The 15117-nt window shown below is 54.5% G+C and carries 14 protein-coding genes; 9 read left to right on the top strand and 5 right to left on the bottom strand.

Annotated features, from left to right (window positions below; translation table 11 throughout):
• Nucleotides 1-678 (bottom strand): DUF2291 family protein, encoded by a 678-nt coding sequence (locus BJF95_RS05455; RefSeq protein WP_175577205.1) that lies wholly within the window; start codon nt 676-678, stop codon nt 1-3.
• A 946-nt stretch (nt 679-1624) separates the two neighbouring features.
• Between BJF95_RS05455 and BJF95_RS05450 the strand changes: the two genes are divergently transcribed.
• Genes BJF95_RS05450 through derI form a run of 6 tightly spaced genes read left to right on the top strand, consistent with a single transcriptional unit; the run spans nt 1625 to nt 7969 of the window.
• Nucleotides 1625-3262 carry an FGGY-family carbohydrate kinase gene (locus BJF95_RS05450; RefSeq protein ID WP_139317418.1) on the top strand — a complete coding sequence of 546 codons (1638 nt, stop codon included), beginning with the start codon at nt 1625-1627 and terminating at the stop codon, nt 3260-3262.
• Nucleotides 3259-4779: a glycerol-3-phosphate dehydrogenase gene (locus tag BJF95_RS05445; protein ID WP_075638454.1), complete on the top strand. Its 1521-nt coding sequence runs from the start codon at nt 3259-3261 to the stop codon at nt 4777-4779. Before BJF95_RS05450 ends, BJF95_RS05445 begins: the two co-directional genes overlap by 4 nt.
• A gap of 15 nt (nt 4780-4794) precedes the next feature.
• Nucleotides 4795-5727, top strand: a complete 933-nt coding sequence (locus BJF95_RS05440; protein ID WP_075638453.1) for a sugar phosphate isomerase/epimerase family protein — start codon at nt 4795-4797, stop codon at nt 5725-5727.
• An 18-nt stretch (nt 5728-5745) separates the two neighbouring features.
• Nucleotides 5746-6738 carry a sugar-binding transcriptional regulator gene (locus BJF95_RS05435; protein ID WP_075638452.1) on the top strand — a complete coding sequence of 331 codons (993 nt, stop codon included), beginning with the start codon at nt 5746-5748 and terminating at the stop codon, nt 6736-6738.
• A gap of 3 nt (nt 6739-6741) precedes the next feature.
• On the top strand, nt 6742-7506 hold the full coding sequence (locus BJF95_RS05430) for a triose-phosphate isomerase (RefSeq protein WP_075638451.1): 765 nt from the start codon (nt 6742-6744) through the stop codon (nt 7504-7506).
• A gap of 10 nt (nt 7507-7516) precedes the next feature.
• Nucleotides 7517-7969, top strand: coding sequence for a D-erythrulose-4-phosphate isomerase (derI, locus tag BJF95_RS05425; protein WP_075638450.1), 453 nt, complete (start codon nt 7517-7519; stop codon nt 7967-7969).
• Between the two features lie 145 nt (nt 7970-8114).
• Here the strand turns inward: derI and BJF95_RS05420 are convergent, their stop codons facing one another.
• The 3 genes from BJF95_RS05420 to BJF95_RS05410 all read right to left on the bottom strand — a co-directional run bounded on the left by BJF95_RS05420 (nt 8115) and on the right by BJF95_RS05410 (nt 11017).
• The gene (locus tag BJF95_RS05420; RefSeq protein WP_075638449.1) at nt 8115-9524 is read right to left on the bottom strand and encodes a phospholipase D-like domain-containing protein; all 1410 of its coding nucleotides are present in this window, start codon (nt 9522-9524) and stop codon (nt 8115-8117) included.
• A gap of 178 nt (nt 9525-9702) precedes the next feature.
• Nucleotides 9703-10011, bottom strand: a complete 309-nt coding sequence (locus BJF95_RS05415; protein WP_075638448.1) for a DUF2934 domain-containing protein — start codon at nt 10009-10011, stop codon at nt 9703-9705.
• A gap of 73 nt (nt 10012-10084) precedes the next feature.
• Entirely contained in the window at nt 10085-11017 is a 933-nt protein-coding gene (locus tag BJF95_RS05410; protein ID WP_083638707.1) for a lysylphosphatidylglycerol synthase domain-containing protein, read from the bottom strand.
• A gap of 72 nt (nt 11018-11089) precedes the next feature.
• Between BJF95_RS05410 and BJF95_RS05405 the strand changes: the two genes are divergently transcribed.
• The 3 genes from BJF95_RS05405 (at nt 11090) to BJF95_RS05395 (ending at nt 14100) form a co-directional block, all read left to right on the top strand.
• The gene (locus BJF95_RS05405; protein WP_075638446.1) at nt 11090-11839 is read left to right on the top strand and encodes an endonuclease/exonuclease/phosphatase family protein; all 750 of its coding nucleotides are present in this window, start codon (nt 11090-11092) and stop codon (nt 11837-11839) included.
• 178 nt (nt 11840-12017) lie between these two features.
• Nucleotides 12018-13682: a sensor histidine kinase gene (locus tag BJF95_RS05400; RefSeq protein ID WP_075638445.1), complete on the top strand. Its 1665-nt coding sequence runs from the start codon at nt 12018-12020 to the stop codon at nt 13680-13682.
• A gap of 16 nt (nt 13683-13698) precedes the next feature.
• Nucleotides 13699-14100: a response regulator gene (locus BJF95_RS05395; protein WP_075638444.1), complete on the top strand. Its 402-nt coding sequence runs from the start codon at nt 13699-13701 to the stop codon at nt 14098-14100.
• A gap of 159 nt (nt 14101-14259) precedes the next feature.
• Here BJF95_RS05395 and BJF95_RS05390 read toward each other — a convergent pair whose 3' ends face one another.
• The gene (locus BJF95_RS05390) at nt 14260-14901 is read right to left on the bottom strand and encodes a TetR/AcrR family transcriptional regulator (protein WP_245297237.1); all 642 of its coding nucleotides are present in this window, start codon (nt 14899-14901) and stop codon (nt 14260-14262) included.
• Nucleotides 14902-15117: the final 216 nt, after the last annotated feature.

Below are 15117 nucleotides of genomic sequence, written 5' to 3'. Positions count from 1 at the left end.
CTATTTCACCTCGAAACTGACCGGCGTTACCAGCCAGTTTTTAGGATTGATCAGCTGAAACACACCCACGACGGAAACTGTCTTTCCGCTGAGGTTTGCCGGATCAAGATTGGCGAGAACCTGTTTCTTGACCTCATTGTTGATGGCGGAACCGGCGTTTTGATATTCAATCTGGTTGGTAAACTGACCAAATGAAATGGTGCCGGTGGCATCGCGCAAATCGGTGCCGTTCAAGGCCGGTCCCGTTTGCACCCGCACCGTTACGTCACCGGCCAGCCCATCAACCTTGACCACGTTGTAATTGGCCTTGCGCTCACTCACCACGCCGGTGAATTTGACCGGAATGACCGGGCCAACGCCGCCCGCTACACCATATTTCTCACCGGCTGCCTTTTTGTCGGCCTCAATGGCTTGCGACAGCAGAGCAGCATCCACCGCGCGCTTTTCCACATTGTCTCTGATCTTGGGAAATTCCGCGACGCCATAGGCTTCGGCAGAAAACGCCTTTTGGCGCATATCTTGCTCCGAGCCGATGTGAACAACCGTGGTGTCGAGCGCGATTGCAACAAGAACGGCGAGCACACCAACCACTGTTATCACGCCATAGGGGCGCGATTTTGCCGATCTCAAGGGTTGCCCTGTGCTGACTGTGCTCATGGTCGAAGACCTCCGCTTCAATTCATCCTCGCAATCCAGCCCGCCAAAACGGCGGCGTGGCGCGATCGTCCCAAATCGTAGACATTCAATTTTCGACACGCCTTCCCTCTTCCGACCCCGGCGGGGTCGAATGGATGCAGTCATTCATGCTCGAAAATCGGTGAGAAAAATTTTGCGGCTTTGCGTTACACGCTTGCACGGTGTGCAAAAGCAAGCGGGCAAAGGCCGCAGCACCACATCAGCCCGGCTTTACCACCGCCAACGGCCGGTTTGCGCACCTTCCAAAGGGTAATGTAACCACGCGGATCTCCTCCCGACATTGACTGCTCGACGCTCAACCGCCACCTCCTCCGGGCATTGTGGTCGGCACGGCAGCAATTTAACGGTATTGCTGTGTTATATTCACCTCGGAAGATGTTATAAATACGAAAGGCTGTCAATCGGTGGATTCAACATTTTCCAACAATCTCGAAGATGTGAGACTGGATCACTCCACCGATCAACCTACAGCAGTAAAGATTTCAAGCAACAATCTTCCGCTTTTCCATTCACTTGCCACACACAGATCCAAGGCAAAGTTTTTCAATTTTAAGTAACTGTTTATATGTGATATTTTTGAGTTTCACACCTGCCATCCCTCAAAAATCGACAGGAAGGCAACCTTGTCTTTTGCGTGCAAAGCAGCAACAACCTCGGGGCGGCCTGCGTGATTGCCAAGCAGGATGACACGCAATAGGGAGTTACACGCGTCTGTATATTTTTTCTGATTTTGAAAAATTTTACGAGACATATGTTAATTCTATGGTATTTGATAACACCAGCTGAGTGATTGTTCTCACAGCAACGGACCGTCGCAAAATCAACAGCGGTTCGACGCGCTCCGGGAGAGAGCGCTGCATGAGCGGGAGGAAACCATGGTGATCAGGCAGGATTGTTTGAATAGCCTAAAATGGTGTGGAGCAGCGCAATGAGCGCTCAAACTGATCGTCGGGGCGATATCATCATTGGCATTGATGCCGGAACATCGGTGATGAAAGCCGTTGCCTTTACGCTCAAGGGTGAGCAATTGGCCGTATCATCCATTCGCAATCACTATGCCATGGGCCATGACGGTTCCGCCACTCAATCCCTTGGCAACACATGGGCCGACTGCCAAAGCGCCTTACGCGTGCTGGGTGATAGGGTCCCGCAGCTGGCGGAGCGGACGGCCGCAATTGCTGTGACCGGACAAGGCGATGGCACCTGGCTGGTTGGCAAGAACAATCAGCCGGTGGGTGATGCATGGCTGTGGCTTGACGCGAGAGCGGCACCAACTGTTGAGCGTCTCAGCCATCAAGACAGTGATCGCGCCCGCTTTGAAGCCACTGGAACAGGGCTGAACACCTGCCAGCAGGGCAGCCAGATGGCCCATATGGATGCCACAGCACCGCATTTGCTGGATCAAGCAGAAGTCGCCCTGCATTGTAAGGATTGGCTTTATCTCAATTTGACGGGTGTTCGCGCAACGGACCCCTCGGAGGCCAGCTTTACATTTGGCAATTTCCGTACCCGCCGTTACGACAGCGTCGTTCTGAATGCCTTGGGGCTTAGCCATCGCCAGCATTTGCTGCCGGATATTCTGGAGGGCACACAAGTGACCCATCCGCTCACAGAGGCCAGCGCCAAAGCGTGTGGGTTGATGCCCGGAACACCCGTGTGTCTGGGTTATGTCGATATGGTCATGACCGCATTGGGTGCGGGCGTGCGCAGCGGCGGCCACAATGCCGCCTGCTCGACCATTGGCTCCACCGGCGTGCACATGCAGGCAAAAGCGGTGGCGGATGTGCAGCTGAATGCGGCCCGCACCGGCTATGTCATTGCCTTGCCCCTGCCCGATCTGTTCACACAGGTTCAGACCAATATGGGCTCGACCATCAATCTGGACTGGTTGTTGCAACTGGCCGCTGATCTAATGGGCGAAAATGGCGATGCTGTTGATTATACGGCACTGATCCCGCGCATTGATGCGTGGTTTGCCAAAAGCCAGCCGGGCACGTTGATTTATCACCCCTATATCTCCGAGGCCGGAGAGCGGGGGCCTTTTGTCAATGCCCATGCGCGCGCTGGCTTTACCGGGCTCAACAGCCGCCATCGCTTTCCCGATATGGTGCGCTCCGTGGTTGAGGGGCTGGCCCTTGCCACGCGCGATTGCTATGCCGCCATGGGTGCCTTTCCACAAGAGCTGCGCTTGAGCGGCGGTGCGGCGCGCTCAAAGGCCTTGCGCCAGACACTGGCCGCCGCCGTCGGTGCTCCCATTCGCGTCAGCCGCCGCGACGAAACGGGCGCAGCAGGAGCCGCGATGATGGCCGCTGTTGCGATTGGCGCTTACGACACCATGGACGATTGCATTCAAGATTGGGTCACGCCCTACCTTGGCATTGCCGAAGCGGTTGATCGGGCTGAAGCCCGCCGCTTTGATCTGCTGGCAGCATCTTATTGCGAAATCCGCCATGCGCTGGAGCCGGTGTGGAACCACATGGCCCAGGGCGACGGCTGGCCGCATGCCGCAGCTCTTACATCGCCTCCACAAGACACCATGACCACAATGCAGAGGAGCCCCCTATGACGGAGCGGGATGATAACACCATCATAGATCTTATGGTGATCGGTGGCGGCATCAACGGGGCTGGCATTGCGCGGGATGCCGCAGGCCGCGGCCTGTCTGTTGTGTTGTGTGAAAAAGATGATCTGGCGCAAGGAACCTCGTCGCGCTCCGGCAAATTGGTGCATGGCGGTTTGCGCTATCTGGAATATTACGAATTTCGGCTGGTGCGCGAAGCACTGATCGAGCGTGAGGTCTTGCTCAATTCCGCCAGCCACATCATTTGGCCGATGCGTTTTGTGCTGCCTCATAGCCCCAATGATCGGCCGGCCTGGCTGGTGCGTCTGGGCCTGTTTCTCTACGACCATCTGGGGGGCCGCAAAAAGCTTCCCGGCACCCGCAGTCTGGACCTGCGCCGTGCGCCTGAAGGTGCTCCCTTGCAAGACCAATACACCAAAGGCTTTGAATATTCTGATTGCTGGGTCGATGACGCCCGCCTTGTGGTTTTGAACGCGCTGGACGCCGTTGAGAAAGGGGCAACTGTGCTGACCCGCACTGCCTGCATCAGTGCGCGGCGCGAAAACGGGCTTTGGACCGTGCAATTGCGCAATACCCGAACCGGCTTGATGCAAACCTATAAAGCGCGCGCCGTGGTCAATGCCGCAGGGCCTTGGGTCAATGACATTATCGGTCGGGTTGCTGGCACCAACAGCCGCCGCAACGTGCGTCTGGTCAAGGGCAGTCATATTATTGTGCCAAAATTCTGGAACGGCAATCAGGCCTATCTGGTGCAAAACCATGACAAGCGGGTGATTTTCATCAACCCCTATGAGGGTGACAAAACGCTGATTGGCACCACGGATATTCCCTATGACGGCGCGCCTGAACATGTTGCAGCAGACGAGAGCGAAATTGAATATCTGCTGGCAGCCGTCAATCGCTATTTCAAGGAAAAGCTGCGGCGCAGCGATGTGATCGAGAGCTTTTCCGGTGTCAGACCCTTGTTTGATGATGGCAAAGGCAATCCATCCGCCGTCACCCGTGATTATGTGTTTGATCTCGATGAAACGGGCGGCGCACCGCTGCTCAACGTGTTTGGCGGCAAGATCACCACCTTTCGCAAATTATCCGAACACGCCCTGCAAAAACTCGCAGGCTTTTTCCCGACAATGGGACCGGACTGGACCGCCCACGCCACCTTGCCGGGCGGCGAGATTGCCAATGCCGATTATGTGGCGTTCACTGAGCAATTGCGCAGCCTTTATCCGTGGATGCCTCGGGCTTTGCTGAATCATTACGGGCATTTGTATGGCGCGCGCACCCAGCGCATCGTCAAGGACGCAACGGCATTGTCGGGGCTGGGACGCCATTTTGGCGCGCAGCTTTATGAGGCGGAAGTGCGCTATCTGATCGCCACGGAATGGGCAGAGACAGCCGATGATGTGCTCAAACGCCGCACCAAAGAAGGGCTGCACATGACCGAGCTGCAAAAGGCCGAGTTCACCGCCTGGTTTGAGGCTGAGCTGGCAAAAGCTGCGTAAACAACAGGACACACCATGCCCCTGACTTTGTCTTTAAACACCAATCCACTGGTCAACCGCTTTGCCGAGCCTGATGATCTGATCAACGCTGTGGCGCGCGACTTAAAAATCCGCGATCTGCAATTGACCCATGAGTTTATCAATCCGAGTTGGCCAGCATCCACCCTTCGCCGCCTGACACGGGACATGAACGCTGCGCTACAAAGAACCGGTGTGCGCGTCACCTCCGGCATGACGGGGCCTTATGGCCGCTTGAATCATTTTGGCCATCCCGATGCCGAGGTGCGGCGCTATTATGTAGAGTGGTTCAAGACCTTTGCAGATATTACCGCTGATCTGGGCGGCCAATCGCTTGGAACGCAATTCGCGATCTTCACCTATAAGGATTATGATGATGAAACGCGCCGGGAAGAGCTGATCCGCATTACTATTGAGTGCTGGCAGGAGGTGGCGGAACATGCCAAAGCGGCAGGCCTGTCCTTTTTGTTCTGGGAGCCGATGAGCATTGGCCGGGAATTTGGCGAAACAATTGATGCCTGTCTGGCCCTGCAAACCCGCCTGACCAACACGCCCATGGCCATTCCCATGTGGATGATGGCGGATATTGACCATGGCGATGTCACCTCCCCCAACCCCGATGATTATGACCCTTACGCCTGGGCGCGTGCTGTGCCGAAAGTGTCTCCGATCATCCACATCAAGCAGAGCTTGATGGATAAGGGGGGGCATCGCCCCTTCACTGCCGAGTTCAACGCCAAAGGCCGCATTCAGCCCGCGCCTCTGCTGGAGGCTTTGGCCGCTGGCGGAGCCATCGACAATGAAATTTGTCTGGAACTGTCCTTCAAAGAGCGTGAGCCCAATGACCGGCAGGTGATCGACCACATTACCGAGAGCGTTGCCTTCTGGGCACCGTTTATTGAGACCGGTGTTAACGATTTGAATATTTAGAGATTGGAGCCGTTCGAGATGGACAAGCCCATAAAAACAAATGTGACCACCAGCGACGCAGACGAGTCTCTCGCCATCCGCGCCGCCTGGCTGCATTATGTTGGCGGGCTGACCCAATCGGCAGTTGCCAAACGGCTCGGCTTGCCCTCTGTCAAGACCCATCGATTGATTGCCAAGGCCGTGGCGGAAGGGGTGGTCAAAGTCACCATTGACGGTGACATTGTTGAATGCGTTGAGCTGGAGATGCGTCTCTCGAAGCATTTCGGCCTCGCCTATTGCGAGGTTGCACCCGACCTCGGTGAAGACGGACTGGCGCTGCGAACACTCGGTGCAGCTGGTGCCGGCTTTTTGCGGCGTGAAATTGAGCGGGGTGACAATAAAGTCATTGGTCTTGGCCACGGTCGCACCCTGTCAGCGGCTGTTCAGCACATGCCACGGCTGAATGGTAGTGCGGTGCGGTTTGTGTCGCTGCTGGGTGGGCTGACGCGCCATTATGCTGCCAATCCCTATGATGTCATGCATCGGCTGGCCGAAAAAACCGGCACACTGGCCTATGTGATGCCGGTGCCGTTTTTTGCCAATACCGCCGAGGATCGCGATGTGCTTTTGGCCCAGCGCGGCGTGCGCGAAGTGTTTGATATGGCCAATCAGGCCGATCTGAAGCTGGTTGGCATTGGCACCGTCGATAGCCATGCGCAATTGGTGCAATCGGGCATGGTGGAAATGCGCGAGATTGTTGCCATTGCCAGCCAAGGCGGTGTTGGCGAATTGCTGGGCCATTTTTTTGATGACAAAGGCCGAATCCTCGAAACCGGACTGAGCAATCGCACGCTATCTGCCAATGTCCCCACCCGGCGAGGTGACAAGCTGGTGGCGCTGGCGGGTGGCGTTTCCAAACTTGCGGCCATCCGCGCCGTGCTGAAAAGCCACCGCCTGCATGGCCTGATTACCGATGAGACAACAGCGCGGCATTTGCTGAGCGAAACCAAACCCCATCAAGAGAACCGATAGATCATGACAGACACCACAGCTTGCTGGATTGGCACCAGTTGGAAGATGAACAAGACCTTGAGCGAAGCCTTGGCCTTTGCCCACGGTTTGGCGGGTGCCGCTGAGACACCGGGGATTCAGCGTTTTGTCATTCCGCCCTTCACCGCCGTTCGCGAGGTGAAGCAGACCTTGGCCGCCACCGCCACCAAGGTGGGTGCACAGAACATGCACTGGGCCGAGCACGGTGCATGGACCGGCGAAATCTCGCCCCTGATGCTCAAGGATTGTGGAGCCGATCTGGTCGAGCTTGGCCATTCTGAACGGCGTAGCCACTTTGGTGAAACCGATGAAACGGTGGGATTAAAGGTGGAAGCCGCCGTGCGCCACGGCCTTATTCCGCTGATCTGCATTGGCGAAACGCTGACTGAGCGCGAAGCGGGCGACGCCCAAAAAGTTCTGGAAAAGCAGGTCCGGGCGGCGCTGTCGCGCCTGTCACCAGAGCAATGCAACGCCGAGATTCTGCTGGCCTATGAGCCGGTCTGGGCCATTGGCGAAGGCGGCATACCTGCAACCGTCGATTATGCCGATGCCCGCCATGCCGAGATTATTGCGGTGGCAAAATCCGTTCTGGGGCGCGCTGTGCCTTGCCTCTACGGCGGCTCGGTCAATCCGGGCAATTGTGAAGAGCTGGTTTCCAGCCCCCATATCGGCGGGCTTTTCATTGGCCGTTCCGCCTGGAGCGTTGACGGCTATCTGGACATTTTAGCGCGGGTTGCGCGGACATTGTGAGGAGAACATCATGAAAATTGCAATCGCCGGAGACAGCGCAGGCGAAGGCCTGGCAAGCGTGCTGGCAACCTATCTGAAAGACCGTTTTGAGGTGCATGAGATTTCACGCACCGATACTGGGCCAGACGCCTTTTATGCCGATCTTGCCGATCGGGTGGCGTCTGCCGTGATCAAAGGCACCTATGATCGGGCCATTCTGGTTTGCGGCACCGGCATTGGCGTATGCATTGCCGCCAACAAAGTGTCTGGCATTCGGGCGGCCCTGACCCATGATACCTATTCGGCCGAGCGGGCGGCCTTGTCCAACAATGCCCAGATCATCACCATGGGCTCACGGGTTATCGGCCCCGAAGTGGCCAAAGTGGTGGCTGACACTTTCTTGTCCAACACTTTCGATCCGCAAGGCCGCTCTGCCGATAACGTCAAGGCCATTGATGCGGTGGATGCAAAATATACCGGGTGAAAGGCACAAGATAAACCAGCCGTCTGTACCTTGATATCCAGGGTCTGTTTGGTTCAATTTGAACCTGACAGACTCTGGAGCATCGGACAAAAAAGCTGGAACCAATCTTTTCTGACGAACGCAGGCGCAAAAATCGTGCAACGGATTAAAAGAGCAAGGATATCAGGCGCATTCCGATATACTGCATCCTTTGTCGGAGCACCGCGATCGGGTGAAATGGCTTCGATGGATCAACAATCACTGTTCCCATCACCGGTTCCGTTTTTCCCTTGTGCACATCGACCTTGAAATCGCGCAGACCACGAGCCTGAACATTGTGTCTATCAATAGTCTGACGCAACGTGCCGCACTCTTCAAAGGTGTTACACACCTGTTGCGGGGTGCTGGCGAGATGCTCGGCCAGCAAGCGATGGCGCAAGCCCGCAATTGCGGTGCGCTCCTCTGGGGTGTGGGCCTCAATCGCCAGATCTGCCTCCGTATCTAGCCCTTCGGAGCGATTGTTGAGATTGGAAGAACCAACGCGAACGAAGCGGTCATCTACAATCAGCAGCTTGGAATGAATGTAAACATCATGAAGCGCACCGGATTGATCGGGAACAACAGCATACATCACCCGCAGACGGTTTTGCGTATCAACTCTCTTCAAACGGCGAATGAGACGCCGACGATTGACGCCCAAGACCAGCTTTTCCATCAGGCCATGACAAAGGCGGGTGGTAACCACCACAATTTCCGGTCCGTTTTCTTCAGCCAGCCGTTTGGCCATCGCATCGGCAATCGAAGAAGACGTCAGATACTGAGCCTCAACGTAAATATGGTTTTCGGCAGCGTGAATTGCATTCAAAGCGAGCCGGTTGGATTGGCCTCTGCGCATCGGTGATTTTGCATCTGGCTGGGTCAGAGCCAGAGCAATGCGACAATTTTCCAGATCCGGCACGCGATGCGCGGGCCAGCGCTCGGTTTGAACCGGCCGGTGCCGGGGTATTTCTTTGCTCGCCTGTGCCCAGCGGTGGCGCACAATGTCACTGATGCTTCTCGCGGCAGAGCCATCGGTCATCACCTGCACATCATGAACGGCTTCGTAAGGCTTGCCATTCGGACTGACACGGAGCGGATTGGTGGGCAGGTGATTGCTATCATCCCAACGGCGCGCCGTCAGATCAATTCCGCCGATGAAGGCAATGGAATCGTCAATCACCACGATTTTCTGATGGTGAGAGCTCCACACGGGCTGACGCATGGCAAATTTCAAACACACTCTTTCGTGACTGAGAATGCCTTGCGCTCGAAACATACGCAGCGACTTTCCAGAATACATCGGCCCCATAGCCCAAACCAGAATGCGAATAACCAGATTGGGTTTCGCATCCAGCGCCTGTTGAAATAAATCCGAGAGACGGCAGACATCGTCCTGTCCCGGGCGCAACGGGATATCCGGGTTAAAATCCCAACCGACAATCCATATTTCGTGTTCTGCCTGGCGGAGCGCCTGTGCAAGTTCATTGAAATAATCGGCGGAATCCACGAGAAAGGCGAGCCTTCTGGCGCGATCCATGCTCCACACGCTATCCTGAGAATGAACGATAACTGTATTCAAGATCTATAGCCCGGCTTGTTACAATCCCCGATTAACCCCGCACACGCGTTATTGTTCCTTCGTTAATCTGAAAGAAACACGCAAGAACAACCCTGGTCGCAGGGTTGCTGCGTTTTATCGCCTGATTGAGCTTCCCCTATCGAGTGGACGATTTCTTTTTTGGGCTGCCTGCCACGGCTGGAGAGGAGATTGCCATGGGATCGCTGGCAGGAAAGGTTTCTTCAATTGCGGATTCCAGCGAGTCAGGTTTCTGCGAAGCTCGCTTCTTTTCATTCAGATAGGACACGACAGGGGCACTATTGCCTTCACGCGCCTCAGTTTCCCCTGCATTTTGCAGCTCCTGCTCGGCTTGAAGCCAGTAATCGACACTGCGATCTTGCTTGCAGCCGTCGTTCTGCCAAAGTTCATAGGCACGCGCACGAATTCTATCGTTTTCAATGGACATTCTTTTCTCCCTTCGATGATATCCTAACTAACCCGCCAACGTGGCTTGTGTTCCATCCCGCGCGCATCTGAATTTATTCTGGGATTCTGGATCGACGTTGCTCAGCCGGTGTGGGCACGGTGGTGGCAACTTCATAAACCCCGAAAAGAAGCAGCCCCAGCAAGAGCGGCACAAAATAATAAATGACGCGAAAAGCAATGACTGCAGCCAAGGCTTTTGCACCCGGCAGAATATAGGACACCGTGGCCTCAAGAACGCCAAAGCCGCCGGGCACATGGCTGATGATGGCGGCAACATTGGCGATGACAGAGATTGCAGCGACCTTGAGATAGCTTGCCTGTGAAATGGCAGAAAGCACCTGATGCAGACTTGCGGAAACAAAGGCAAAGTTCACCGTACCAATGATCACCTGCAAAACCGCAATGCGAATGTTTGGCAGATAAAGGCTATGTCCGCGAATGGTCAGCGGACGGCGCAAGAATGCTGCGAGAACGAGATACAACACAGGAAAACTTGCTGCGACAATGGCAATGGTGGCAATTGCGCCCCCGCCCAGCCCTGTCAGGGCTTCTGCATCCTGCGGACGCAGCACCAGTGCCGCTGCACCGAGCGTGGAGAGGCCCAACACCACCGTGGTGCCGCAAAAGATGACAACCAACCCCACATCACCGGATGAAAATCCCCAGCGGGAATAGAACCGATAGCGGATGGCAGCACTGCTCAAGGCCGCCATGCCAACATTATGGCCAATGGAAAGGCTGATAAATGAGGTGAGGCCGGTTTTCCAAAGCGGCAGAGGCTTGCCGATATAGCGAGTTGCCAGCCCATCAAACAGCGAAAGCGACGCATAGGAAAGGCCCGCAAACAGAAATGCCAGCCCCAGACTGCCAAGAGGCAGTGCAAAAAGCGCATTGATGATCTGTGCGACGCTATAGTGCTGTACGGTTTGAAACAGCAGATAGGCCGCAACCCCGATGCTGATCACAATAACCGCTTTGAAAATCATGTTTAAAAACATCGTGCTGCCATTTGTTTGTTCCTGGTGGGAACGAAAAGGCGAAGGAATAGTTCCCCTTCCATGAGCCAAATATCTTGCGATCCATCCGATGCTGCGACCTTCTCAGTGCTGACCTATAATGTGCACAGTTGCATTGGCACGGATCGGCGACTGGACATCCGGCGTGTTGCCGATGTCATTCTTGAAAGCCGGGCCGATATTGTGTTGCTTCAGGAACTGGATGTGGGACGCATCCGCACCGGGCGGATGGACCAGGCCGCCGAAATCGCCGCCTTCGTGAGTATGAGCCCGCATTTTCATGCCGCCCTGCATGTCGAGGAAGAGCAATATGGCGACGCCATTCTGACGGCTTTGCCGTCACGCAGGGTTCGCGCCGCAGCCTTGCCCTCTCTGGGCGAACAACGCGGGGCCATTTGGGTAGAGGTGGAGGTGTGTGGACAGCCTGTTCAAGTGATCAACACGCATCTTGGGCTGAGCCGCAAGGAACGGATGATGCAAGTCAATCACCTGCTGGGCGATGATTGGCTGGGGCATTCCACGCAACGCGGCAAGCCGAGGATTTTTGGCGGCGATCTGAATGCCGTGCCATCTTCCGCCGCTTTCAAAACCGTGAGAAAAGTGCTGCACACGGGGGACAAGCCGAACGGCTTACGCCCGACCTTTCCGTCGCGCTTTCCTCTTTTACGGCTTGATCACCTGTTTTGCGACAATGGCGTGGAGCTGCTGGACATCGCCGTTTTATCAACGCCACGAGCGCGCGTCGCATCGGACCATCTTCCGCTTTTGGCGAGGTTTCGATTGCGAACGTGAACAAAAGCACGGCGCGATGTCATTTCCGGACATCAGCCCTCATTGCGCGCCGTTTCGGCGTCCGATCGCCCCGACGGGATGCGGCGATAATGCCTTTCGACAAAATTAGAAAAACGTTATTGTTTATATTCGATACTCCACATGCGTGTGCATTTAACGAGCCATACGAGGGGGACCAATGCGCAATTATCTTGAGCATATTTTGGAAAATCTTGGTCAAGGTATTGTTTTGCTCGACTCTCGTAACGTTGTTACATTTTTCAATTCGACCGTTTTAGAGATGATCCAGCCATTGAAAGCCACCCTCCGTACGGGAATGATGGGGGAGGTCTTGCTAAATGCGGAGAGTTACCAATCTCCAAGAATTGAAATGCGCGATGGGCACATCGGTTTTCTTGAAAAATTGAAAGAAAAATACGGAATAGTTCTAAAAAAATTCGAAGATTCGCATAAAAAAACGCAGGATAGTGACACTTCAATGTCCTACGCCGCCTATCTGGAGAAACAGATATCGCGCTCGTTTCAGTTTTCTCTTCCAGACGGGCGAACCATTTCCTTAGCCTGCGTTCCTCTGCAGGACGGAGGATGGCTTTTAACCTATGATGACGTCTCGACACTCACCCGCAGTCAATCCAATTTGGCCCGGCAAAACAGCAGGTTCGATGCTGCGTTAAACAACATGCCGCATGGATTGTGCATGTTTGATGCGGACACAAAACTCATCCTGTGCAATGCCTCTTACGCACGAATGTATCGCTTGCCAAAAAGGTTGACGCGGCCCGGCACAGCATTGGCCGACATTCTGGCCCACCGCCATCAGATTGGCAACGGCCCGGCCAATAGTGCGCGCTATTTTGATGTTGTTGCCGAAGCCGCCTTGAAAGGCATGTCCGCCAGCCAGAACACGGTGTTGGAAGATGGACGGGTGATCAAAATTTCGCATACGCCCATGCAAAGCGGCGGCTACGTCGCAACCCATGAGAATGTGACCGAAACTGTGCGCATGTCGGAAAAATTGATGGAGCATCGCAGCGAACTCGAAGCAACCGTTCGCGCCCGGACAGCCGAAATAGAGCGACAGGCGCAAGAGTTGGAACGAATGCTGGATCATGAGCGCAGCATCAACGAGTTGCAGCGACAATTTGTAGCCATGGCGTCGCACGAGTTTAGAACGCCGCTGGCAATCATAGACGCCGCAGCACAGAGACTGGATCGCAAAAAGAAAGACCTGACGCCTGAATTCGCCAGCCAGAAGATCGAGCAAATCCGCACATCGGTGTCTCGCCTTGTTGATCTGATGGAAAGCATTCTGGCAGAAGGCCGTTTGGACAGCGGCAAGATCACCATACGTCACGACGCTTGCGCCTTGGCACCCCTGATAAAAAAATGTTGCGACCGTCAGGCAACAATCAAAAACACCCATAAATTCCTTTTGGACATCAAGCACTTGCCGGACTTTATCGAGGCCGATCGCCAGGCGCTGGAACAGGTGGTTACCAATCTTTTGTCAAATGCCGTGAAATATGCGCCCGGCGCACCTGATATCCGCATTGCTGGCTGGCAGGAGGGGGAAACTGTCAAAATCGCAATCAGCGATCAGGGCCTTGGAATCGATGAAGACGACATTCCCCAATTGTTTCAGCGCTATTTCAGGGCAAGAACATCGGTAGGCATCGCAGGTACGGGCCTCGGTCTCCATCTGGTGAAACACATTATCGAATTGCACCAAGGTTCCATTGCGGTTTCAAGCACCCGCGGCTCTGGCACCACATTCACAATCACACTTCCTGTCAAAGCAGGAGGCCCATCAGCGTCGGTGTCTTCGCATATCGATGCAGCCTAAAATGAGGGTATTATAAATGGTTACCATTCTGTGCATCGACGATGAAGTCGACATCCGCAAGCTAATTGTTGAAGAACTGGTGGATGCCGGTTTCAACACGCTGGAAGCCGCCAACGGTCGCGAAGGGCTGGAGATCATCACCACGAAATGGCCGGACATTGTCATCTGTGACATCACCATGCCGGAAATGGATGGCCACGCACTTTTGGCCGAAATTCAGATCAACTACCCGGAACTCAGCAATATTCCCTTCATCCTTTTGACAGCGTTGGCAGATCGCGACAACATGATCGCAGGTCTGAAAGGCGGTGCCGCCGATTACCTCACCAAGCCTATTGATTTTGACGTGCTACTGGCAAAAGTTGCAGGTTGCGTGGTCCGGCTCGAGAATGATCATAAAACCGGCCGGAGTTTTTGAAAGTGTTTTTAAAAATGGCGCGGGCCTTTTGCCCTCAATGGCCCGCTACGGATTTCATCAGCTTGCGCATGGCGCTGGTTTAAAGCCTATCGGGCAACAGAGCCATGCGTTTTATCAAAGATAAAATCATGGCATAACGCCTTGAATGAAATGGGTAATTTACACCGTCAACTCCGATTCACGACATTCCGCAGCCGAAAGCGCAGGCGTGATCAGCATGATCGTCAACACAATCTGCCGCTCAATTGCAATCTCATCATCGGTGCCGGTCAGTCGCCAATAGCTCCAATTGGCATTCACCAGCGTGTAGAGGCTGATTCCGAGATCAAAGAGTTGCTCCTGCGCCCAGCAAGACCCCAGCCTGCGCAACAATCTGACATAGTTTGAGGCAATCAGCCTCGCATGTTGCTGGGCAATTGGAAACAATGCCTCGTAGTAATAGGCGGCATCCACAATGGTGCGGTCCAGGCCGATGGATAATTGATACGCCCATGTCTTGCGAATGACGGTTGCCAACTGCATTTGCCAATCATCGGCCTCGATTTCTTCAAAGCCGGATTCAAAAAAACTGCGCACCTGCGCCAGCTTTTCCTCGTAGATTTCGGCAATGATCGCTTCCTTGTTGGGAAAGTAATCATAGATCGATCCGACTTTGATGCCCGAATGCGCAGCCACGGCATTGGTTGTCACCGCCCGCACCCCTTGCTCGCGCATCACAGCATGGGTCGCTTCTTTAATCGCCGTTCTGGTTTTTTGCGATCTTGCCTGAACCGGCCTGCGTTTGATGTCTGCATTCGTCACCATCCCCTCCTCCGTCATCATCACTTTTGCTGAAAAACATCGGATAAATATCCGCCTTGCGCAAATGAAAAAACCGGATAATCATTCGGATTATATCAACGAGGTTTTGTGCTGGAGATCCAAACATTTTTTCAAAAAAGCGTGATGCTGCGTATCCTGGCAAAATACAGCCAAATTAATTGGAAATGAATGCATACATCATCCATGCATCTGAAC

It is taken from the genome of Rhizobium oryziradicis, assembly GCF_001939045.1.
In the GTDB taxonomy this organism is placed as follows: Bacteria; Pseudomonadota; Alphaproteobacteria; order Rhizobiales; family Rhizobiaceae; genus Allorhizobium; species Allorhizobium oryziradicis.
Note: the sequence above shows the minus strand (reverse complement) of the source record. Positions and strands in the feature narration are given on the sequence as shown.

What these genes read in the sequence shown, in the direction of transcription:
- BJF95_RS05450 (WP_139317418.1), top strand. Translation starts at nt 1,625, where the DNA reads ATGAGCGCTCAAACTGATCGTCGGGGCGATATCATCATTGGCATTGAT.
- BJF95_RS05445 (WP_075638454.1), top strand. Translation starts at nt 3,259, where the DNA reads ATGACGGAGCGGGATGATAACACCATCATAGATCTTATGGTGATCGGT.
- BJF95_RS05440 (WP_075638453.1), top strand. Translation starts at nt 4,795, where the DNA reads ATGCCCCTGACTTTGTCTTTAAACACCAATCCACTGGTCAACCGCTTT.
- BJF95_RS05435 (WP_075638452.1), top strand. Translation starts at nt 5,746, where the DNA reads ATGGACAAGCCCATAAAAACAAATGTGACCACCAGCGACGCAGACGAG.
- BJF95_RS05430 (WP_075638451.1), top strand. Translation starts at nt 6,742, where the DNA reads ATGACAGACACCACAGCTTGCTGGATTGGCACCAGTTGGAAGATGAAC.
- derI (WP_075638450.1), top strand. Translation starts at nt 7,517, where the DNA reads ATGAAAATTGCAATCGCCGGAGACAGCGCAGGCGAAGGCCTGGCAAGC.
- BJF95_RS05420 (WP_075638449.1), bottom strand. Translation starts at nt 9,524, where the DNA reads ATGGATCGCGCCAGAAGGCTCGCCTTTCTCGTGGATTCCGCCGATTAT.
- BJF95_RS05415 (WP_075638448.1), bottom strand. Translation starts at nt 10,011, where the DNA reads ATGTCCATTGAAAACGATAGAATTCGTGCGCGTGCCTATGAACTTTGG.
- BJF95_RS05410 (WP_083638707.1), bottom strand. Translation starts at nt 11,017, where the DNA reads ATGATTTTCAAAGCGGTTATTGTGATCAGCATCGGGGTTGCGGCCTAT.
- BJF95_RS05405 (WP_075638446.1), top strand. Translation starts at nt 11,090, where the DNA reads ATGAGCCAAATATCTTGCGATCCATCCGATGCTGCGACCTTCTCAGTG.
- BJF95_RS05400 (WP_075638445.1), top strand. Translation starts at nt 12,018, where the DNA reads ATGCGCAATTATCTTGAGCATATTTTGGAAAATCTTGGTCAAGGTATT.
- BJF95_RS05395 (WP_075638444.1), top strand. Translation starts at nt 13,699, where the DNA reads ATGGTTACCATTCTGTGCATCGACGATGAAGTCGACATCCGCAAGCTA.